This is a genomic window from Alteromonas sp. 5E99-2, from assembly GCF_017368475.1.
GTDB lineage: Bacteria > Pseudomonadota > Gammaproteobacteria > Enterobacterales > Alteromonadaceae > Alteromonas_F.
The window spans coordinates 80,082-102,180 of sequence record NZ_JAFNJE010000001.1; the positions used below are offsets into that span (position 1 = coordinate 80,082).

General features: G+C 39.9%; 21 protein-coding genes. 6 read left to right on the forward strand and 15 right to left on the reverse strand.

Annotation, left to right across the window (positions count from 1 at the left end):
* Positions 1-121: 121 nt before the first annotated feature.
* Positions 122-1,039 carry a glycosyltransferase gene (locus J3L16_RS00375; RefSeq protein WP_207610888.1) on the reverse strand — a complete coding sequence of 306 codons (918 nt, stop codon included), beginning with the start codon at positions 1,037-1,039 and terminating at the stop codon, positions 122-124.
* Positions 1,040-1,134: 95 nt separating this feature from the next.
* On the opposite strand from J3L16_RS00375, the gene J3L16_RS00380 reads away from it, so the two are divergent.
* Positions 1,135-1,854, forward strand: coding sequence for a sulfotransferase domain-containing protein (locus J3L16_RS00380; RefSeq protein WP_207610889.1), 720 nt, complete (start codon positions 1,135-1,137; stop codon positions 1,852-1,854).
* Positions 1,855-1,865: 11 nt separating this feature from the next.
* Here the strand turns inward: J3L16_RS00380 and J3L16_RS00385 are convergent, their stop codons facing one another.
* The 10 genes from J3L16_RS00385 to J3L16_RS00430 form a co-directional block, all read right to left on the reverse strand.
* Positions 1,866-4,565: a hypothetical protein gene (locus tag J3L16_RS00385; protein ID WP_207610890.1), complete on the reverse strand. Its 2,700-nt coding sequence runs from the start codon at positions 4,563-4,565 to the stop codon at positions 1,866-1,868.
* A gap of 16 nt (positions 4,566-4,581) precedes the next feature.
* Positions 4,582-5,421: a sulfotransferase domain-containing protein gene (locus tag J3L16_RS00390; RefSeq protein ID WP_207610891.1), complete on the reverse strand. Its 840-nt coding sequence runs from the start codon at positions 5,419-5,421 to the stop codon at positions 4,582-4,584.
* An 80-nt stretch (positions 5,422-5,501) separates the two neighbouring features.
* Positions 5,502-6,950: a hypothetical protein gene (locus J3L16_RS00395; RefSeq protein ID WP_207610892.1), complete on the reverse strand. Its 1,449-nt coding sequence runs from the start codon at positions 6,948-6,950 to the stop codon at positions 5,502-5,504.
* A gap of 395 nt (positions 6,951-7,345) precedes the next feature.
* Positions 7,346-8,251: a hypothetical protein gene (locus J3L16_RS00400; RefSeq protein ID WP_207610893.1), complete on the reverse strand. Its 906-nt coding sequence runs from the start codon at positions 8,249-8,251 to the stop codon at positions 7,346-7,348.
* A 37-nt stretch (positions 8,252-8,288) separates the two neighbouring features.
* Positions 8,289-8,882: a prepilin-type N-terminal cleavage/methylation domain-containing protein gene (locus J3L16_RS00405; protein WP_207610894.1), complete on the reverse strand. Its 594-nt coding sequence runs from the start codon at positions 8,880-8,882 to the stop codon at positions 8,289-8,291.
* Between the two features lie 3 nt (positions 8,883-8,885).
* Positions 8,886-9,359 carry a prepilin-type N-terminal cleavage/methylation domain-containing protein gene (locus J3L16_RS00410; RefSeq protein ID WP_207610895.1) on the reverse strand — a complete coding sequence of 158 codons (474 nt, stop codon included), beginning with the start codon at positions 9,357-9,359 and terminating at the stop codon, positions 8,886-8,888.
* Positions 9,304-9,687, reverse strand: a complete 384-nt coding sequence (locus J3L16_RS00415; RefSeq protein WP_278252728.1) for a prepilin-type N-terminal cleavage/methylation domain-containing protein — start codon at positions 9,685-9,687, stop codon at positions 9,304-9,306. Before J3L16_RS00415 ends, J3L16_RS00410 begins: the two co-directional genes overlap by 56 nt.
* Positions 9,671-10,090: a type II secretion system major pseudopilin GspG gene (gene gspG / locus J3L16_RS00420; protein ID WP_207610897.1), complete on the reverse strand. Its 420-nt coding sequence runs from the start codon at positions 10,088-10,090 to the stop codon at positions 9,671-9,673. Before gspG ends, J3L16_RS00415 begins: the two co-directional genes overlap by 17 nt.
* A gap of 15 nt (positions 10,091-10,105) precedes the next feature.
* Positions 10,106-11,296: a type II secretion system F family protein gene (locus J3L16_RS00425; protein ID WP_207610898.1), complete on the reverse strand. Its 1,191-nt coding sequence runs from the start codon at positions 11,294-11,296 to the stop codon at positions 10,106-10,108.
* A complete protein-coding gene (locus tag J3L16_RS00430) occupies positions 11,293-12,978 on the reverse strand; it encodes a GspE/PulE family protein (RefSeq protein WP_242698576.1) in 1,686 nt (561 codons plus the stop codon). The genes J3L16_RS00425 and J3L16_RS00430 overlap by 4 nt, the downstream gene beginning before the upstream one ends.
* Positions 12,979-13,090: 112 nt before the next feature.
* On the opposite strand from J3L16_RS00430, the gene J3L16_RS00435 reads away from it, so the two are divergent.
* From J3L16_RS00435 to J3L16_RS00455, 5 genes are read left to right on the forward strand one after another with little or no spacing between them, the layout of a single operon-like run.
* Positions 13,091-14,023, forward strand: coding sequence for a hypothetical protein (locus J3L16_RS00435; protein WP_207610899.1), 933 nt, complete (start codon positions 13,091-13,093; stop codon positions 14,021-14,023).
* On the forward strand, positions 14,020-14,601 hold the full coding sequence (locus tag J3L16_RS00440) for a hypothetical protein (protein ID WP_207610900.1): 582 nt from the start codon (positions 14,020-14,022) through the stop codon (positions 14,599-14,601). The genes J3L16_RS00435 and J3L16_RS00440 overlap by 4 nt, the downstream gene beginning before the upstream one ends.
* Positions 14,594-15,046, forward strand: a complete 453-nt coding sequence (locus J3L16_RS00445; RefSeq protein ID WP_207610901.1) for a hypothetical protein — start codon at positions 14,594-14,596, stop codon at positions 15,044-15,046. The genes J3L16_RS00440 and J3L16_RS00445 overlap by 8 nt, the downstream gene beginning before the upstream one ends.
* 50 nt (positions 15,047-15,096) lie before the next feature.
* Entirely contained in the window at positions 15,097-17,241 is a 2,145-nt protein-coding gene (locus J3L16_RS00450) for a secretin N-terminal domain-containing protein (protein WP_207610902.1), read from the forward strand.
* Between the two features lie 6 nt (positions 17,242-17,247).
* Entirely contained in the window at positions 17,248-17,697 is a 450-nt protein-coding gene (locus tag J3L16_RS00455; protein ID WP_207610903.1) for a hypothetical protein, read from the forward strand.
* 12 nt (positions 17,698-17,709) lie between these two features.
* On the opposite strand, the gene J3L16_RS00460 is transcribed toward J3L16_RS00455, so the two are convergent.
* From J3L16_RS00460 to J3L16_RS00475, 4 genes are read right to left on the reverse strand one after another with little or no spacing between them, the layout of a single operon-like run.
* Positions 17,710-18,834, reverse strand: coding sequence for a lipopolysaccharide biosynthesis protein (locus J3L16_RS00460; protein WP_207610904.1), 1,125 nt, complete (start codon positions 18,832-18,834; stop codon positions 17,710-17,712).
* A gap of 53 nt (positions 18,835-18,887) precedes the next feature.
* On the reverse strand, positions 18,888-19,538 hold the full coding sequence (locus J3L16_RS00465; RefSeq protein ID WP_207610905.1) for an ABC transporter ATP-binding protein: 651 nt from the start codon (positions 19,536-19,538) through the stop codon (positions 18,888-18,890).
* The gene (locus J3L16_RS00470) at positions 19,535-20,320 is read right to left on the reverse strand and encodes an ABC transporter permease (RefSeq protein WP_207610906.1); all 786 of its coding nucleotides are present in this window, start codon (positions 20,318-20,320) and stop codon (positions 19,535-19,537) included. Before J3L16_RS00470 ends, J3L16_RS00465 begins: the two co-directional genes overlap by 4 nt.
* Before the next feature lie 29 nt (positions 20,321-20,349).
* Positions 20,350-22,020, reverse strand: coding sequence for a polysaccharide biosynthesis/export family protein (locus J3L16_RS00475; RefSeq protein ID WP_242698577.1), 1,671 nt, complete (start codon positions 22,018-22,020; stop codon positions 20,350-20,352).
* Positions 22,021-22,099 lie beyond the last annotated feature (79 nt).

Below are 22,099 nucleotides of genomic sequence, written 5' to 3' on the forward strand. Positions count from 1 at the left end.
TATGATAGCACTCTTCAATTCTATGGCATATGACTTATCATACTCAATTTCAACGAATATGAATCAAACGGCTAAAGCCAGCACTATGCAATTAACGATAAAAACAAACCCAAATTACTAGCTATTTCCACAAGGTATCAAGTTCATCAAGAAGAGCCAAATAGGCTTTGCGTTCAGTCTGTAATGTATAACTTGCAGCCAGTTGCCTTCCGAACCAACGTTTCATAATATAAAGCGGACTAGCTAAAGCTTTCATTGCTGACTCTATTCCATGAATACAACTGGCAAACTCTAGCTCGCACTGGGTCGCATTCACTTGAGGCTTCATATACTCTTCATTAGCAACACAATGGGGAACCACGGCCCAATGGGAAAGTGCCATTGCTTCTATTCCCGGCAAATAAAATCCCTCTTTAGCGTTTGGTAGCACTAGGCTGATTTTACTGCTCGCCATTCCATCAAGTACTTCATGTTTGGGCACATATTCACTATGTATTTGCACACGGTATTGCTTTTTTTGTGCCCACTCACCGATACGTTCAGCAAGCTCGGGTTGCTTATTACCTAATATATAAAGGTCGTTTTCTTTTCTTCTATTAATTTTGGGAATGTTATGTCCCATACGAATCACTCGACAGGGGCCATTAGCATAAGGTTTGATGGCTTGATAAACTGCATCTGAAACGCAAATTCGAACGGCTTTATGCTGTAAAAACTGAAACAAGGGGTGGTCTTTATTCCCATGCCGAACATGTTGAATTAAATTAAGCTTAATTTGATCTTCATTAAACTCCCGGCTGTACTGACGCCAGTCCATGCCCGCAATAAATGCCACATCTGCGTCTTGTGGACGGTAACTGCTTTGATAGTTTAGTAAGGCTATATTTTCAAATAATTGAGACTCTATTGGAGACTGGTTGTCTAAATACAAACTCGCAGAAGTATTATCTTTAGATAAAGTATGTTGAATGTAATCTGCGACTTTTTGATGTCCACCTGTGTAGTTATGATATTGTCGATAAAATGAATACGAACGCATGTGTTAATCTTCCATTAGTCTGTTACTAGGTGACATCTGTGCACTTTATAGATATGTTAACGCCCATACAAATTTCTATGACTAGTTTTAAATAAGTGATTAATTTACATATACTCGGTGTACAAAAGGCAGGCACAAGCGCACTTGCGAGCTTTTTAGATCAACACCCCGACATTTATGTTGTCGATGGAAAAGAAGCTCATATCTTCGACCATCCTACATTTCATAAGCAAGCCAATAAAGCACGGCAGGCGCGGTTAAAATACGATGAAAAATTGTCGAACTATCAAGGTGAGCCCATAATTTGTGATGCCACGCCAATCACTCTTTTTCGCGAACATTATCTAAAACAATGTATTGAATACAACCAAAATGCTAAATTCATCGTGATATTGAGAAACCCATTAGACAGAGCTATATCTCATTACACCATGTCAAAACAACGTGGAGTTGAAAAACGAACTATGCTGATGGCCTTTTTATTAGAGCCTTTTCGACTATTCCCTCATTTAAAAGTGCAATCGTGGCCATTCGATAGCCCTGCCCGCCATTTTAGTTACTTGAGTAGAGGCTTTTACCAACGGCAGCTCAAACGCCTGTATCAAAGCGTGCCTCATGACAATGTTTTTGTTTGTCACCAAGCGTCTCTTCAAAATGAACACTCGCAAACATTGAATCAATTATTTGATTTTTTGTCGTTAACGCCAGTCTCTATCCCGCAAGAAACCGTGTTTAAATCTACTTATAAACGCGGTCACTGGAGTGACTGCTTTGCCCGCTTATATGCAAAATGTGTATTCTTTCTAATTCGATAAAAAGCTAATGACTATATTTCATTAACAGATTTAGCGTTCAAACCATGTTTATCCAATAACATAGGCAAAGCAAAAAAGAACTGCTTCCCATATTTTTCATAGCCTTCAACCTCAACAATTTTCTGTAGATGCTGAGGGTTATAACAAAACATATTACCCGCTGGATGAAGAAAACAAGACGTATCAGAGCTATATTCTGCCGTTTTTTTAAGCTCTACATATTTGCTAATGGCATGCGCCCCAAGGTCACGAGATAGAAGTTCAGTGTGATACGGCGGAACAACTAAGGCTAATGAGCTATGGTGTTCCAATGCGTTAAACGCCTTAGTTAACGCCCCCTCATCACCCAACCAAGACCAATAGGCTAACAAATGCTCTGACTTGACTCTGGGTACCGACACTTCAGAGTCTGTGTGTAAATACAATACCGATGAGTAATCAATCAATTCACTATTGAAACTCAGTAGCCAACGCTTAACTTTTGGGGCCGAAGCTGGAAAACAATGAACTTTACACTTAGTTAAGTTGCACTTTTCCAGTATTAGCCTCACCTCCGATTCCAATTTAAAACAAGTAATAATAAACAAGTCAGCTTCTATAGCAGCTGCATAAATGGCATTCAACAACTGACGAAACAAATCCAAATTTGCCACATCAATAATAATCCCGTGCCCGTGAGTTCCCTGTTTACGTTTAAATTGTGGGTAGTTCACAACGGCGTTGGGCTCAGTAATACCAATATTGCTTTGCACCACATCTGCAGGAAAAATACTTTTCCACTGCTTGTAAATGTAATGCTGCAACAAAGGGTGAGATGCTTTAGGTATATTTTTAAGTCCATCGGTTAACCAAGAAGCGTTATCTCTCAAAATAAACGCAGCAGCCCTATTACGTATATCAACACGCTCCCCATATTCAGCATCGACACGACCAATTTCGACGATTTTTTCGTAATCGCCAATATATTCTATTGTTAAATTAGCATGCTTCAAATGCTCGTTTTGAACCAGACTTTTTTTTCTATTTTGCAGTTCTCTTTGGCATCTCAGTGCAATTGGATTTGGTCGCTTTTCATTCTTGTTCAATGCCTTTGAAGTGTATTGCTGAGCCTCTACAAGATTATCAAGAAACAAGTTAACTTCAGCAAGTCTGGCAAGAATAGGCACACTGTTGGGGCGTATAGCATCACCTTGTTCAAAACACTGTAGCGCTTCTTTACCATTGCCGTCTTTTCTATAAAGATCACCTAATCTCATTAGGGTGTCAGCGCTGTAGTCATAGCGAAGGGATTTAATCAAACAAAACTCAGACAGATACGTTAAATTAAATTCAACGGCTAAACTCGCAAGCTTTTTAAAAGGCTTGTCGTCAATAAATACTCTAAACAATAAAATCTGAGTTATTAATATTTCTGCGCTATCAGTGGGCTGGCTTTCAATAAAAGAAACAACGTCATCAATGTCTATTTCTAATATATTGAATTGCGCTTTATCTGGCGAATATTCAGCAACGGGTCTGGTAGAAAACGGGTTGTCCTGAACTAATTCGTCATCGGTTAGATTCAGCCAACTGGGTTGTTGTTCGCAGTATTTGTTCCACTTAACTAGGTTCCAACTATTCGATGCCAAATGCATCGCGCGCATTTTAGATAGCTTGCTAAACAAGAAAAAATTAAATTTGTGTGTAATTTCAGATAAAGAATCGTAATCGTCTACAGAGCCAAATGATCGGCTCATAAAACTTGCAACTAGTTCGCAGGTTAAATGGTTAGGATTGATTTTTGCTGCAAAATCAAGCAGCTCATTCCAAGTTAGTCCATTAAATTCAAGCTTGCGTAAAGAAGTATCGTCGTGCTCTAGCGAACTCGTATTTATCACCGGTACCCAATTATGACTCAAGGTTTCAGCGCTAACGTCGACAGACACATCAGAAGTAATTTGAAGCTGCGCCCATAACTCATTACATTGCGTAATTATGTCAGGGCTAACGGATTGCATCAGTGCACTTGGAATCGATTTTGTAATTAACTCTGGCTTAAAGTGGCTTGAACTCAGCATCTCGGGTTGCAATTGAATTTTAGGTGCAAGTTGCATAATCGAAGCATTATCATTTACAAATGCCTCTTGAGAAAACAGTAGACTATTGCGCCCATGTAATTGGTAAAATTCCAAAAGGCGTCGGTTTGTTGCCAACCACATATTAAACACCATTTCTGGTTGCTTAAAAAAACCAAAATTAAGTTTGTTTGCTTTCAAAGGCTGAGGAGTATTAACAAGGAAGCGACTGGCCCTAGATAAAATAGAATTAACACAGGCTGACCAATGTCGATATACAAAAACATAGCGTAATTCATTATTAGTCGACGCTTGCCAATCATCTAAATAAAAAACAGCCCTTGGGTCTTTAACGCCATAATACCCAGCTCCATTTGACGCTTTACCGTCTAAATAGTCTCGGATGTTATCTGAAAGCCAACTGGGTTTATATAATGGTACATCGCCAGTATAGCGCCAATCAGTACCATTAACCGCAAACACCCTGTCATGAAGTTTAACAATAGGCATATCTTCCACATGCCCCAAAGGGTTGCTGAACGTGGCACCCATCAACTCATCTCCCATCTTCACTCCACCTTGAGCAAGAGATTGAGCAACCAGTGATGTTCCACTTCTATGGAAACCGGTACAAAGATAAAAAGTCGATGTGCTCATAAAGTCGTTTAGCTTATTACAAACCGTGTTTAGCATATGCAGAGGCTATTTCTTCAGTAGAATATAAATGCCCATAATCTGCAGCAAGTAATTTTGATTTAATCGATAGAATTTCTGCATAGTTTTCTTCAGAAAAATGCCTTTCTGGCGTACAAAGCCTCTTTTCTTCTAACCTACTGGCTGACGCCACAAATGGGCATTTTTGTAAAACCATACCATTCGATGCAATAATATCTTCATACCGAATAATAGTTAGATGGGCTTCAGTGCGCTGCAAATACTGTTTTAAAAACCACTGATAAATTGCCCACTGCCGGTCAATTCGATTGTTAATCCCATTCAGTTGTTCTTTTAGTATTGAATCGAACCTTTCACCTCCTGGAATTCTCCCCCTATTTACAGGCAAATCTACGGTAAGCCAAGACAAAATAACATCCACAGGATTTCGCACAATGGCAAGCACAGAATAATGGGTCAATAAAGCTGGAAGCAAGGCGGTAAACATTGCATTTTGTTTAACAAAAAGATGCACATCATCATCCACCGTTTCAGACAACGCAATCTTCCCTCGACGGGCAGTAACCAGCCTTATACCGTCTTTTTTTATTTCACCAATGGGGTTGTCAATATGTAAGCCCCCATTATCACCATGTTCGAACGGCCGCCCTAACACTAGCGATTGTTTTAATGCTGATATGCTCGACATAATATCAGCTACGGGCTGCGCTGCAGAAATACTGTTAGGTAAAATTGGCTCATGTAAAGCCAATGTGTTGGGAATGGAATTTAATAATTTACAGCACAAGGTTGTACCAGACCTAGGTATTCCAGTCATTAAACAAATAGGCGTATTCATGTTCAATAGTTCGTTATAACTCAATAAGCAAAAAAAAAGCCTTCATTAAGAAGGCTTTTTTGAATCAAAGTTAACTAAAATTAGTTAAGGATGATTGTATCAGTTTCACCTGAGTTACGGTTTACGATTTGAGTAGCAGCTGAAACTTCACCATCAGCTAATTCAACATCAAGAACCGCTGCAACACGGTTGCCACCAGTAATTTCTACTAGGTCAACAGCACGAATTAAAGTAACTTCGTTAGGAGCTACAGTACCTGTAGCTACGTCAGTACCTTCAACTTCAATACCGTCTTCAGTGTAGAAAGTAAATGAGTATGCTGCTTCTTCAACACTTGTGTTAACAATGTAAATACGTTGGTTGTAATCAGCAAAGGTAGTAACGAACGGAATTTCAATAGTAGTTGTATCATAAACTACGCTTCCCGCGTCATCACTGTATTCTACACCACTAGTTACGCCTTCAACAGTTACAGTGTAGTTACTACGTTGAGCTACATCACCGTCATCTTCATCAAAACCAGCACTCGCACCTGCAACAGCTGCAGCATCTGCTATGTTTACGCAGAAGTAATAGGCAGTAGCAGTAGGAGTTACTGTTGAAAATACAAGTTCAGATTCAGCATCGTTTAACGTACCAGGCACTGCAGTTCCAGCAGCACAAGTATTTACAGTGTTCAATGTAAACTGACCCGCTGAAAAATCACCAGAAATAGTTAAATCAGCACCAGCTGCTACTAAATTGGTAATTCCGAACGCTGCACCATCTGGTTGAATAGTGTTAGCAGCAACAAGATCAGAAACCGTGATAAGAGCAAGACTAGCTAACTCACTATTACCTGTAATCGAAGTTGCTGTTGAAAACTCTAAGAATCCAGATTCTACTGTAGCAACCACTTCATCTGCATCTGTAAAGCTACCATCTGCGCCACTTGCAAATTGGATGTAATTAACTGCACCAGTGTTAGCCAATGTCGCAGCAATGCCATCCGCTGTTGTTTCTGCGCCGCTATTTGCTAAAAGAGCATCAGCATATAAACGATATTGAGCTGTAACTGTACCAGCCGTAGTTGCATTAATAGTAGCAGTTGCAACAGTTAACTCTGCATCAAGAGGGATACCAAGCGCCGAATCAGAAATTTCAAAAATAACGAAACTTTCACCTACGCCACCACTAGATAAAACAGCATTAAAGTCAGTGTTATCGTAAACGCCTGCTTCGTTTAAGGCACTCAAAGCTGGAACTGATCCGAATTCACCGTTAACAAGGTCAACACGAACGAATCTTGTGTCACTTAAACCTACAGAAAAACCAACATCAAATGTGATATCTGTAGCGTTTGCGCCACCAGTAGTTGTGATAGGTAAAAAACCATCAACAAAATCAGTCGCGGTGAACGATTCTGTAGCAACAGTTAGAGTACCGATAGGAGATGCGGTAGTTCCCGCAGCATCAATAGTAACAGTGGCTGATGCACCACCAGTGAAAGCAACGGCAACTGCTGCTGCTAATATTTTTTTGTTAAGCATGTAAAACTCCTGCAAGAGTAACTATAGTTTTTGTTTGTCATGGCGTGTGCCACCTAGTCCTGGGTGACAATACACCTGACGACCCTTAATAAACTACAACACAAAGTCGTAGTTATCAACTTTTTTAATAGCAGTTTTATTAGAAATAACACTTATTTACTGAATAAGTTGATGTGGTAATTTGTAGCATGGCTTGGCGGCTCACGCAAACTTTTACCTTCTTATTTTAAAAATAAATGTAAAAGTTATTGTTCAGGTACCGTTTTATGGGCGCTGAGTCAATAAAGCTAACTATTTGTGAGTACATAGAAAGCATACAAAACGGTTAATTAGCAAACAATGATTCTTATTGCTAACCGTTTATATTCTTATATGAAGTTTTTATTAAATGATCATTAGCGAGCGCGCAGCGTATAAGGGGGAAGCTGCCCTTTGTTAACTTCAACTTCAAAACGTATGGCTTCGCTGTTATTTTCCACTGATATAATGGTGCTGTCGCCCCCTAATAACGAATAATAATCTTCGCTAATGGTGCGTAAACTAGGTTCAATGTTAATTGCCACGTTACGGGTAGTGAGCCAATTTGCCTGAGCTCGTTCTGATGCAATTTTAACCGCCGAATTGGGAAACAATAACGCCCATAAGGACAGAGGAATAGAGTTTAGACTTAAATTGCTGGTTCTGCGCACTGTGCAATAAGGCAAAAATGCGTCGATCAACGCAGGCTGATTACGCCACGCTAGTACCTTATTCAGTTCGCCGCAATGCTGAAATAAGTAATTAGTGGGGGCTGTTAGGCTATTTTTCGTGTACAAACTCGCCTCAGCTCCTGCTGGCCTGCGCCAATCATCTTCGTCAGCCCAATCGGCAACACCTTGTATTAATGCGCTTTGATTTGCATAGGAAACCGACTTTTGTTCTAACCACTTAGTTAGCCAATAAGGAAACGAACTGTTTAGTGGCAGTAACCCCGCTGTGTTTTGTAATGAATATCCAAGTCCGTTGTCTTCTTTATACACAAAGCCGTCTTCGCGAAGTTCATCTCCCGTTGTGATATTAATAAAATCCCCATCACTAGATCTCAAGTTACCTTGTTCATTTGCCCCTGTGCTAATGCCCGCAAATGTGCGCCTGCCTGTTGCAACATAATAGAGTAGCTCTTGTGACTTACCATGTACTTGGGCGATGTCTGCCGCTCTATCTTTTGCCGATTGTGCTAAGGCAATACGAGTTTCTAACAGACGTGCAGCACTGCTTACCAGCACAGTCAGTACAATGGCAATAACAAGAACTGCCAACAAAACTGCCCCTTTCTGTAGGCGTATAGAAGGCTTGTTTTTATGGCTCAAATTCATAAACTCCAAACACAGGTAGTTCAACGGGAATGTCAGCTTGTACTGGCCTTCCTACAACACCTGTAACAATAACCTGATTGCTATTCACTATGGCAATAGCCTTAGGCAATACCCCTGCATCACTGATTAATTCATTACTCCACTGACCATTAACTTGATATGAAAACAATAAAGGAAATTCACTTTCATAAATAACAAAAGCTTCATTGAGTAATTGGTCTTCAAACACCAAAAGCCAACGAGATTTCTCTTGTTCTATGGTCCAACGAATCACCCTGGGTATTTGGTCGTCGGAATTTGGTGGTAAAAACGTGGTAAATTCTACTTCATTTTCGCTTCCCCAAATCATGACTTTTTCAGGATGCGAAAGTAACGCGCCTTTCACACTGTTGGCAAACCACTGCAAAGGCAGTTTTGCTTTGTCTATTGCCAGTTCTGAAGTGCTTAATTTAGAAAAGTTTTGCCATGTCGTTGTTAAGCCTTGGGAGAGCAACACAGATGTAGACGCCACAATAACTAATACAACCAACATTTCGATTAATGAAAACCCTGCATTAGGCTTTATATTTTTTGCCATCATTCAGAAAACCGGTTTAAACGCATTAATGTCTATGTAGTTAGGGTCGGGCCAATAGCGCACAGATTGGGTTTCGATGGATGTAATTAACACACCATCTAAGAAGATATTGGCGTTAATATGAAACAGCCCAATGATCCAAGCAGGTTGCCGCCGGTAACTGGCATCATCGCTTCGGCGTATAGTATTTGATTGCCATTCAATCACGTAGTCATCGATGGCCATTTCACCATTTTGCACTTGAGATAAATCTTCGAGTTCAATTCGGCTAATAAATTCGTTGACCGCAGCAGGTAAACCAACTGTAGAGCGAATACGTTCCGTAGACACCACAGCAGTACCAAACCAGCCCCAAACCGTGGTAAACACAATCGACAAAATCACCAAGGCCACTATGGCTTCAATCAAAGAGAAACCGCGATTAGTTTGGTAAAAGGGGCGATACACTACATAGTGGCGCATTAACCTGATACTCATATTGCTGTGCCCCTTGCACAATAGATAGTTGCCCACCTAAACAAAAACCGTTGGCTAAAACAACAATGGGGCGTGTTATTTGTAATTCTGCGTCTACCGACAGTGCGCTAGCACTATCAACAACAACTTTTTGATTTGTCAGTTGCGCTTTTAAAGGCAGTAACGCAAGCTGTTCAGCTAACTCTTTTCGTTGTATTGCAAAACGTCTTGACGACAAAGTGCTTTCCAGTGATGGCACAACTGCCCCTGTAATTAATCCCAGCAAGACTAGCACCACCAATAGCTCAATCATGGTGAAGCCTTTATGCTTATTAACTATTGGGCACATAACCTATATCAGTGTTAAGTTCTTCACCACCTTCTGCTGAGTCTGCCCCAAAACTGTATAGATAAAACCCCTGCTGTGCACTGCCCTCTTTGCGATATTGATAAGGAAAATTCCAAGGGTCTAAAGGAATATTCTCATCGAGATAAGGACCTGCCCAGTAATTTTCAGCGTTTGATGGCGCCACTTGTAAGTCATCTAACTTTTCGGGGTAGGTGCCTACATCAAGACGATAGGTTTGCAGTGCCAGCTTCAACATTTTTACTTGAGTTTCAGCGGTACGCACTTTTGAGCTATCGACTTTACCAAAAAACTGTGGCCCAACTAACCCAGCCAGTAGTCCTAAAATAACCAACACAACTAATAATTCAATCATGGTGAAGCCGCGTTCAACGTTTTTTTTCATAACTTTCTCTTTCTTTTATATTGCAATATCAGTGGAAGCGGTAATTGCCAACACAATACCTAAAATCATCACTCCAATTAACACACCCACAATTAAAATCGCTAATGGTTCCATTAAAGTTAATACTTGTTTCATTCTTCGCTTACAGGATTGATCGTGCAACCGGGCTACAGCCGTTAACATTTTAGCTAGTTGCCCCGTTTTATCTCCAACAGCAACTAAGTTTAGCGACGTAGAGGGCACTAACCTGGCCCGCGCAAGAGCATCTGAAAACGTCACCCCAGATTCAATATCAGAGATCATGTTCATTGCCCGTTGTCGTCTTTTAGTATAATCGCACGAAGACGCAGCCAATGTTAAGGCATTAATCAAACTAACTTTCGTTGACAACATTGCGGCGCTGAGCGATGACCACTTTGCAGCATCTTGTTCTTCTAGCCAAGGGCCAATGACCGGCGCTTGAATTAACATATCCATACTGATTCTTTTTACCGTTTTATTGGAAAACACCGCAACTAAAACAAGAATAACTCCGCCAATAGTACCGAATATCAACCATGGCGAGTCATTTGCCATTTTTCCTGCACTCAACACCCAATAAGCCAAAAGGGGTAAGGGTTTATCATCATTTAACAAGTGACTAAATTTAGGTACCACCGCGAAGAAAATAATTAACATTGCCGCAATACCCGAACCAATAAGTACCATTGGGTAGGTAAGTGCACTTTTTACATCATTTTTTACCGCTTGATCGTAACTCATTTGCTCTGAGGCACTCAATAAAGCTTCGGCTAAGTTCCCCCCTAATTCGCCGGCCTTAACAAGTTGAGCTACGTAATCTGGAAAAGGTAAGGATGACTTCGAAATCGCATCAAAGAAGCTCCCCCCCCCTTCAATATGTAAAGCAATATTAGAAAATCCTTTAGACAGCTCAATATGTTCTTTATTTTGTGCAAGTGCTCTTATTGCATCAATTAACACCACACCAGAACTGGATAATGTAGATAACTCTTGTAACGGCAAAACAAGATCGTCTTTTTTAACTCTACGCCCTTTTTTCTTGCTGTTGTCTAAAGTAGTTAAACTAAAAACATCTATTTTTTGTTCACCAAGCAAACGCACCGCTTCTTGTTCGGTCAACGCTTCTATATCGCCTTCTACCCTTTGGTTAGAGGCTTTATCTACGCCACTGTAATGAAATTTCATGATTCGTCATTTTCGATGTTACATACCCGAAGCACTTCCTCAACACTGGTTATGCCTCTTGATGCTTTCAGTAATCCGTCATCCAGTAACGAGCGTGCTCCCCCGTCTCGAGCAACTTGTCGAATGTCTGCCACTGGTGCTTTTGATGAAATTAATTCTCGTAGTTCTGCCGTCATAGTTATCAGTTCATAAACACCTATCCGTCCTTTATACCCACGGCCGTGGCACTCACTACAGCCCACGGGTTTTCTCCAATTTCCATTTTCCATTGCAGTAATAAACCCAGGAGCTTCCGTTGGCTCACTGCAACTAGAACAGAGTTTTCGCACCAAACGCTGTGCTTGAACACCTTGAATAGTAGCAGCCACTAAATAGGGCTCGACACCGATATCCGATAAGCGCGGGAAAACAGAACATGCATCGTTAGTGTGTAAGGTAGATAATACTAAATGGCCCGTAAGAGACGATTGCACCGCTATATCAGCGGTTTCTTTATCTCGTATTTCCCCAACCATAATAATATCGGGGTCTTGGCGAAGAAAGGTGCGCAAAGCCTTGGCAAAGGTATAGCCTATGTCTGGCCTTGCTTGTACCTGAGTAATACCGTCAAGTTGATATTCGACTGGGTCTTCCACTGTCAGAATTTTTTCGTTTCCAGTTTTAAGGTCGGCAAGCAAGCCGTATAAGGTGGTTGATTTACCCGACCCCGTAGGACCCGTCACTAATACAATACCGTTGCTCAATTGCCCCCAATTGCGAATGGTATTTAAATGGTCATCTTCAAACCCTAGCGATTGCAAACTTAATTCGTCTCGCTGTTTTGGCAGCAAACGCATAACAATAGATTCACCATGTACATCAGGGGCAGTTGAGAGTCGCACGTCAAAGTCACGGTTATTGGCTCTGGTGCTAAAACGGCCATCTTGTGGAAGGCGCCGTTCAGCAATATCCAGTTGCGATAGCAATTTCAAACGAGATGCAATAGCTGGGAAGCGAGTCATAGGTTGCTGCATGAATTCCAGCATTTTACCATCGACGCGAAAACGCACTTTCATACTTTTCGCACCCGCTTCTATATGAATATCAGACGACTCAGCTAAAATAGCCCTTTCTATAATACTGTTGACTAAATTTACCACTGGCGCTTCTTCTGCTAACGCGGCTAAGTCAGTATTTTTTTGACCAAAAAGTTCCGAAACCGCCCTTTCTCTGGACAAATCATCTGAAACTGACGCCATCATGGCTGGAGTTAATAAAAGCTGTTGTATTTTTTGTTCTGGAGGGAGCAATGTTTGAATAAGAGATACGAGAGATTCCTCAACAGGCCAACCACAGAATAAAGCTATTTCTGTTGATTTTTTTAACGGGAAAATGGCATGTTCAATACACCAATCTATATTCAACTCGAATTCAGACACTGTAGACATAACATCTGCTGATAATGGGCATTCGGTCACATTTTGTATCAGAGGCCATTTCATGACCGAAGAAATGCCATGATACAAGGTGTCTTCGCCACATAAACCGAGCCTAGTAACCGCTGATGTTAACGAGCATTGCAACTCTTTTGCCGTTTGCTGTACCAGCTCTAGGTTATTTGCTTCAATTGCGCCAGAGGCAATAAGGTGGTTTACAATCACCATTTCGTCGTGTTCTAGATTTATAAGCTTGGTGTTATTCAAAATTTACTCAAATTTCATTTCTTTAAATCAACAATAAAAAGAAGACTTTAACCTAAAGCCTGTAATCGGGTATATTACACTATACAGTTTTAGAATAAGAAGCGATTTTAACTTGAGTACCCTAAGTCGAACCCCAATTTCGGCATTTTTCACGCGTATTTTACTTTTTATTGACGCTGCATTTTGGCCAAATGATCATAAAGCAGATTCAAGCACCTATACGTTTTTTCAATATAAAGGCTTTCCAGCAGAGTTAAAACGCTCTGAGGTTAACCATTGGGCTGCATTGCAGGCTAAATTGCTTAATCCGTTTAAATCTTCTCATTCTTATTTTTTTATTAGTACCCATGGCGTACATATTTGGTTTAGTAAAACTGAAATAAACGGCATTCCCGAAACTGCGTTACAAAACACATTAAAAGATGGCACGCATTTGCTTAAAGGCGAGCAATTTTTATATAAACAACAGTGGCAAGATGGCGTTATGACATCCTGCATTGTAACGCCAATGGAACACGACAGCTCTTCAACAGCGCATATTGATATTTCAAACCTACATTGGGCAACGCGTAGAAAAATAGACAAGGTCATCGCTTCACCTTTTTCTTGGGCCTGTGTTGTCGCATTTTTATTTTCAATGGTTTTAACTTGGGTATTAATTAGCAGTGTGTCTTATGGCGTTCAACGAAGCAGTTTAGAGAACAAAATCAATAACGCCTCTTCAGCATTAAATTCAAAGCTAAATCAAGAAAGCCAAGTTAGAGCGACTATACAAGCATTGACGGCCTTACCAGCATGGCGCAAAGAGTATGGTTCCTTTCCCGAAGCCTATGGCATTGTGGCAAGTAGCCTGCTAAAAAATGGTTCTTTTTCACCTAATAACATTCGCTGGCAAAACGCCGTTTTCGAGTTAGAGTTTCAGTCTGACGATATGAATTTACCCGATTTAGTGTCGTCATTGGAATCTAGTGATGAAGTAGAAAACGTCAATGTACGTCCTCACAACAATGAAAACACATGGGTGTTGGAGGTCACATTAAAATGAGTACCTTATCAAAAATAACCTCGTCGTCGTCATTTAAAGAACTCCAAGCCAATGTGCGTTTACAATGGTTGATACTAGCTGTGTTTAGTATTTTATTGTTATCACTTTCCGACACATTATTGTCGCCTCTTGCGGAAAAAAAAGCAGAAGTGCAACAACAACACTCGTATCTAAACAGGTTGTCTAATTTAGAAGAAACCAATATTGATGAGAAGAATATTGATAAAATCAATGACAGCCTAAGTAAACAATTAAAACACTACAGTACAGCATCCTCGTTAAGCAACGCAGAAGCAAGGGCTTTAGAAAGTGTTGAACGAGCATTAAGGAAATCAATACAGCGTATTAGACTGAACTTAATTGGTAGCGAAGCTATCAATATGGGTAACCAGACGTTCTGGAATGTAAGAATAGATGTTAGCGGAAAGATTAAAAACCAAGAGGTTATCTCTTTTTTAAATAAAATTGATTATAAAAAGCAAGATTGGCGCATATCTTCTGTGCAATATTCACCGAAATCTACAGGCTCGTTGAGTATAGTCATAGACGTATTATATATGGAGTCTAAAGATGAATAAGCGCCTTATTGCAGGTTGTGTAGTCATTTTTCTTATTGTTATTAGCACTTCTTTTGTTTCATCTTTATTAGGGCGAGGCCAAGGTAATGCAGCAGAAAATACAATTATTTTTCCTGACGGTACTCAAAATCAGTATTTTGATTGGGTGAGCGTTTTATCAAAAATGCCAATTTACCAGACTGAGAAAGAGAAAGAGAATGAAAAATCACAACAAAAAACGGAAAAAATAATTTCTTTGGCAGACGCAAAATTAGTTGCAATAGTAAGCGATCCCCCTAAAACGGCAATGCTATTGACACCGGACAGTAAAGAATTGTCTCCTGTAGCCATTGAAATAGGTGGAAGTTGGCTAGACAACTGGACGCTAAAAACGATTAATACTGATCATATTGTGTGGCAAAATTCGGTTTCCGATGAAACCCAAACACAATATTTATACGAATAACTAATGGGATCAAAAGTGAAGCTGCGCTTTACAGTTGGACAAGTAAACTTATGAAAAAACACACCTCAATGGGTAATGTGCTATTACCGTCTGCACTTACACTAACCTTGTTAATGGGGTTAACAAGCTGCGCAACCAGTAAAGGCCCCGCTTTCGAAGCGGCAAAAAAAGATAATGAATTGTTCAACAGCGTATTGAGAAAACCTACTCCATTATCCGATGGCGAACAAACCTTAAAAAACAGTACTTCAGAGTCTTCTGATAGTTCTGGTTTAACAATAAAAGCAACTCCAAAACCCACGGTAGAACAAAGCGAAGTGTATGCCGCCAATACTATCGTACCCATATTGTCTGATAAAAAAGTAAGCCGCGTTGCATTTAATGACTTAACCGTCAGTGCCTTTATAAATGAAATGTATGGTAACCAATTGGGTTTGAATTTCGTACTTGAACCAGGATTAAAATCGGCAAAAGACTTAGTTACCCTTAGAATAGCTGAACCTTTAAGCCAGCGCGATGCGTATCGCCTTGCCACCGAAAGCTTGCGCTCTTATGGCGTAAGCACATCGTTAAAAGATAACGTATTACACTTTTCGTATACAGGCTCTACTGGGAACGACAGTATTCCATTGCTTGTCAGTGGACGCGCTTTACCTGATGTACCTTCTACCAGTCGTTCAATCATTCAACTCTACCCACTAAAAGCAGTGAGAGCGATAGCTGCAAAATCACTTTTAGTTCAAATGCTTCCAAGAAAATCTATTGAACTTCAGGTCGATAATGAGTTGAATACACTCATTCTAATAGGGCCTAAAAACATTATTAGCCAAGCGATAGCCGCAGTTCAGCTTATCGATAGGCCGTCGATGGAAAATATGCATAGCGCCATTTTGCAGCCTACGTTAATTACAGTAACGGATTTAACCAATAATTTAGAAAAAATACTTACAACTGAAGGCTATTCAGTTAGTCAAACAAAAACAAGCTCAGCAATTCGGTTACTTCCACTCGAAAGTTCAGGGCAGTTGATTGCTTTTGCGCAATCGAAAAATATTCTTGACCATATTATCCAATGGGCTAAAACCTTCGAAACAGAGAAACATAACTCTGTTGAAAGTGGCCTATTCAGTTATCAAGTGCAAAGTACCCAAGCAACTCACATAGTAGAAGTTCTCAATAGCTTAGGCGTCGCTAATTTTACGTCACAAGATACGTCAACACCTATATCAGACCGTGCGGCCGCACCTCGTACAAATACTCGTTCATCAAGTAATCCGCAAAATAGGAACTCAAATGGAAGTACAAAAGGTAAATTCGCAGTAGATGAACAATTAAATACTATTTTATTCAGTGGCAGTGGTAAAGATTGGTTGCAATCGCTAGACGTTATTAAGCGATTAGACAAACCCGCACCATCAGTTTTGGTTGAAGTTGTCTTGGCCGAAGTCACCCTAACAGACGGGGAAAACTTTGGTATAGACTGGTTAAGAAATACCACTGTCGGCAATTCAGAAATCACCTTTGGCACAGGTTCAGGGCTTGAACTTGGTACATCGGGGTTTAACTTTGCTTTAAATAACGCAGGTTCTACCTTTGCAACGCTAAATGCGTTTTATCAAAATAACCGAGCTAATATACGATCTAGACCAAGAATAATGGTAAAAAGTGGTGGCAGTGCATCGATTGATGTCGGAAATGAAATACCCATTGTCACGTCAAATAGCTCGAGTGTAACAGACGCCGATGCATTACAAGTAAATAGTATTTCTTATAGAAACACCGGTGTTATTTTAGACATCACTCCTACAGTTCATGCATCTGGCTATGTGGATATAGAAATATCGCAAGAGCTAAGTGAAGCTGCCGATACCGCATCAGGTATTGAAGATGCGCCCATTATATTAAATAGGCGAATTGAAACAACGGTAACGTTACGAGATGGTGGTTCTGTATTATTAGGTGGTTTACTTTCATCCACTACCAGTAAAAATAGCACAGGTGTGCCTGTTTTAGGAAAATTGCCGCTTATTGGTCAGTTGTTTCGCTCAGACGGCAATGAGCAAGTTCGTACCGAGCTTATGATAATGGTAATCCCTTATATTATTAATTCACCTGAAGAGGCTGAGGCCCTTACTGACGAATTACAAAAGGCACGTATTGATGCCCTTACTAATGACACTGTTCCACAAGAGTAGAAAAATATGAATATTAAACGCGCCTTAACGGCACTATTAGTTTTACCCTTTAGCTTTCATGTATCGGCAGATACAGCAATTGAACACCATGGCTTTGAATGTGCTGACGCAATCGTAAACGTTATTCCAATGCTAGGCCGAGGGAATAATTTCCCTGAGTTTTTAATTAACGATGTAGAAACCGAGCTGAAGCGTCAAAATAAACATGCAGAAGTCACGAGCTTAACCTGTGACGGCAAGCCTGAATTAAAGGGAACAACGAAACCCGTAACCATTAACGGAGAAACTAAAAGTTCATTGTCTTCATTCACTGCAACATTTCCCTTAACTGTTCTAGTAAAAGAACCTAAGCGAACTGTTACATTAAAAGTGAATCATATTTATTTCGTAGATGGCATGGATTCAGGTACGCCCCAAAAGGTGACTCAAACTTTTCAAGTTCTAGAACAAAAGTAGCGCTAACTCGCGCTACTTTAATTCCCTCACAGTCTCTACAATTATTCTCACAATTCCAAATAGCATACAATTTAGTACTAAAAACAGCAGTAAATTATAGGTGACTCTAGGGTATTTTGTTTCTTCAGGCAGTGTGGGAGACTCTACCATTACAAGGTACTTTAGCTGTCTATAAGCTTCAATACGAGATTGTTCCATAGAGACTAATGACGCGGTATAAGCTTGTAAAGCAAGTTCTACATTAACTTTATAACCACTAAATTTAGACAGTATTTCATTGACCCCATTAGGCGAAGTTGCCAAATCACTTTCAGTCGCGGTTCCCACAATCATTCTTTGTCTTTCATTTTCCAGTTGCTGATTTAAGCCAACCAAAGTTTGCTTAACTTGCACTACAGGTGCGGCATATTCGCTCATGCTAGTCAGTAATGTAGCTAACTCGGCCTCCTTCAATGCTATTTGACCATCTAAGCCACTGGTAATTTGTTGTAACGCGGCACTTTCGGCTAAAGGATCAATCAAATTATATTGTCGCTGAAATGACAATAGCTCGACTTTCGCTTGCTCTAGCTTACTTTCAATAGCGCTATGCTCTTTTTTAATAAAATCAAGTTTCGCCTCAGCTAAATCATACCCTATTTTATTGATAAACCACTCTGCTCTATCTCGAATAACCTGAGTCATTTGTTGTGCAAATTCAGGTGTGAACCCCTGAACCTTTACAGCAATAACTGATGACTTTTCATCAATATCTATATCAACGTGGTCTATGTAAAAATCTAATGTCTCTTCATAAGTTGCAGAAGACGGTAAACGGCTGAATAGATCGATGCTAGAATCGCTGTAATGGCTATCAAAATCTACTGTGGATTTTATGTATTGCAGCATATCGTTAGAATGAATGAATGCTCTTACCAGCTCAGTATCGTTTTGCGTCACACCACCAGAAAAACCAGAAATGAGTAACACAGCAGGATCTAAACTCCCTCCACTACTGGGCTGTTGAACCAACAACTGAGTTTGGCTCTCATACCGCTCAGTTGCGAATAACACTTGGTAAATCGAATAAATAAGGAAAGGCACAACAACAAAAATAACGAAGGGCTTTTTCAGCCAATGGTACAATAATTCTTTCATTTCTAATGACATTCCTTACTTACGCAGTTTGATTGTAAGTACATTGTATTAAATTATAAATTTTCATAGTAACTGATCCCATCTTCAATGGAGCGAAAGAACTGAAGTTTTCCTCTGTGTAACACAATAGCGCTATCACAAAATGCGCGTAACTCATTCAATTGATGGCTTACCATTATCACATTTGCTGTTTTAGATTTGGCTAAGAGCTGTTGCTTTGCTTTTTCCTTAAAAGCCTTATCGCCCACTGCGGTAACTTCGTCAATTAAATAGGTATCAAAATCGATCCCCAATGAACATGCAAATGCCAACCTTGAACGCATACCACTAGAATAGGTTCTTACTGGTAAATCAAACTTAACACCTAAATCAGAAAATTCGGCAACTTTGTCCACATACTCATCAAGATTATGAACGCCATTAATTCTTCCAATAAAGCGGCTATTCTCCAATCCTGTCATTTGAGCATGAATACCCGTTGATAAAGCAACAGGCCAGGATAAGCTCAAATCGGTACGTATTTTTCCTCGGTTAGGGTATTCGCTGCCCGCTAATAGTCGAAATAACGTTGATTTACCTGCTCCGTTAGAGCCCAATAAAGCAATATTAAATCCACTAGGAATATCAAATGATAAGTCTTTAAATACGTACTGCTTACCTTTTGATGAGCGGTAATATTTTGTTATTTTCTCAAGCTTAATCACTGACTAACTGCCTGCTTCCAAAAGCGCTGATAAATAAGCAAGGAAAAAAATACAGACACTAAAACACAGATAAACAGATAATAACTGCTCACGCCCACTTTTCCATATGAATCGTATGATGCGAAACGGATTAACTCAATACCGTGCAGAATAGGGTTCCAATCCAATAAATACCAGTATTCTTTAGGAATATCTTGCAATGAAAAAAAGACTCCTGATATAAAAAACAGAGGTCTTGTAAGCATCGTCTCTAGTTTTTTTATTTCAGGAACAAACAAATTTGCCACACCAAATATCAAGCCTAAACTTAATGAAAGAAACCAGATTTCAATAAAGATAGTGATTGCGAAAAGAGGATCTTTCATTTCGAAATCCATATCGATAAAATAAATAAACATGTATAAGCAAAAAGCGACAACTAACTTAACGAACAATTCGAAAATACCGCTAGCAACGACTGCACTAATAGGCTGAACTTGCCTGAATGCAAATAATGGCTTTGCCCTTTTTATAGAATTTGATGCAGCAGAAAAAGTTTGCAAAAAAAGCTGCATCAGTACCAAGCCATAAGACATGAATAAAAAGGTTGGAATACCGTGAGTAGAACCACCGTCCAGCTTGCCTCGTAATGTCGACAACACAAGAATAAACAAAACAGGCTGAACAATTGCCCAACTTAAACCTAGTCGGTCGTTAAATCCTATTCGAATTTCACGAACGAAAAGTGCAAAAATCACATCAAGCCATATTTTAACTGGACTTCTTTTAGTAATGGCACTCATTTCATTACTTAATACAAACTATCATGGATTTAATCAGTAGCAACATTAGCTGCAACTGCGATTTGGAAGATAATCTGTGTAATGTCTTTCACCGCCTGCAAGATTTTATTATCGACTTTAGGTAATACGAGAACTTGATCACCTGGCTGTAACTCTAGGCTTGAACCTTGACCTAGCCAATAAGAACCATTCGATGTTTCAGAAAATGCTACCAAACCGTTTGCGTGAATAATAGCCACTCGACTTTTATTTGCTCGTTCTGTAAACCCACCTACTGCAGATATGTAATCAGATAAAACTGCGTCTTCCCTATACACAATCGCTTGAGGGATCAGCACTTCACCTGAAATTTGGATTAAGTCAGTTTTCTCGGGAATAACAATTTCATCACCATCTTCTAGACGAATATTTGCTGCCACACCGTTATTTGTCACAACGACTTTTCCTAGAGGTTCGACTTCTTTAGCTCTTTCTATAAATTGTGTAATTAATTGAGCCTCTTGAATTCTGATCGCAGCCTCTCCTTCGGAAGAAGCTGGGGCGGTCAATACACTTCTTTCTAGGCGATAGAGGGAATCACTTAGCAACTCAGCTTGCTGTTCAGCAACACTTTTTCGTTTTATATAAATGGAATCAATGGCGGCATGCTCTGGGTTTACCTCTATCAAAGACAACACGTCTTGTAATCGAGCATCTGGCGTTACCGCGTAAAACGACGGTCCTAAATAGCTGCCAGAAACGCTTACACTAAGAACTTGAGGCCTGATGTCGTTATTAAATAAAACACTATCACCATCTTCAATTTTGAACGACTCAAACTCTGAAATAGATAAATACACCGATACAGGGTTTCCATCCCTAATCCCGGAAACGGCAACATGACTCGCTTCAACAAAAGGTAAGGCATAGTTCATAAGTTGAATTCCACTAGACTCATCCGCTGATAATTCAAAACTAAATGGGTTTTTCGCTGTCCCCTCTACATTCACAACAGAACCTTGTTCAGCAACCAACAACACATCATTATCTTGGAATGAAAAAGGGCTGAGTTTGCCTAATTTCAAAAATTCATATAAATCATACGATTTAACGAGAGTATCGTTTCGCAATACTTGAATTTTTCTGTAGCTTCCTCTTAGTGGGTCAATTCCACCAGCTCTTTTTAAATAGTGCAGCACAGAATCCGACGATAACCCAGCATATTGTCCTGGCTTCGAAACTGCACCTGTAACGAAAAGGCCTACTGGTGTCGCCGTCAATAAATTAATGTAAATGTTTACATTTTTTGTATAAACACGCCTAACTTGGTTTGTCACTATTTGATTCAATGAGGCGGCAGGAATGTCACCAACCTCAACTGGGCCTACATTAGGAATAAAAATATTCCCTTGGGTATCAACTGTGAGCACTTGAGCAAAATTAACCGCACCCCACATTTGAACAGATATTTTATCGCCCGTTGTAACTAGGTAATTAGGGTTTATGCCTGATTCGCGGCTTGACTCAATCCCACTGTTAAATAAATTAAAGCCGAAAGGGTAAACCGCATTTTCATCTTGTGCTGGTAAGCTACCTGGCTGCAACGGTGAAAGCTGGCCCGTTGGGCTTTGTATATATTGATCTAGATTTAAGTTTTGCGATGGCGTTAGCTGCCCTGGTACTTGACTCGCCAGTTCAGCCCGAGTTTGTTCCTGAGCCAAGCAATTGATTGAAATAAAAAGTAGTATACTTAATGGTAGGAAGCTTTTTTTTATGTGGAAGAACGTTTGCTTAAAAACG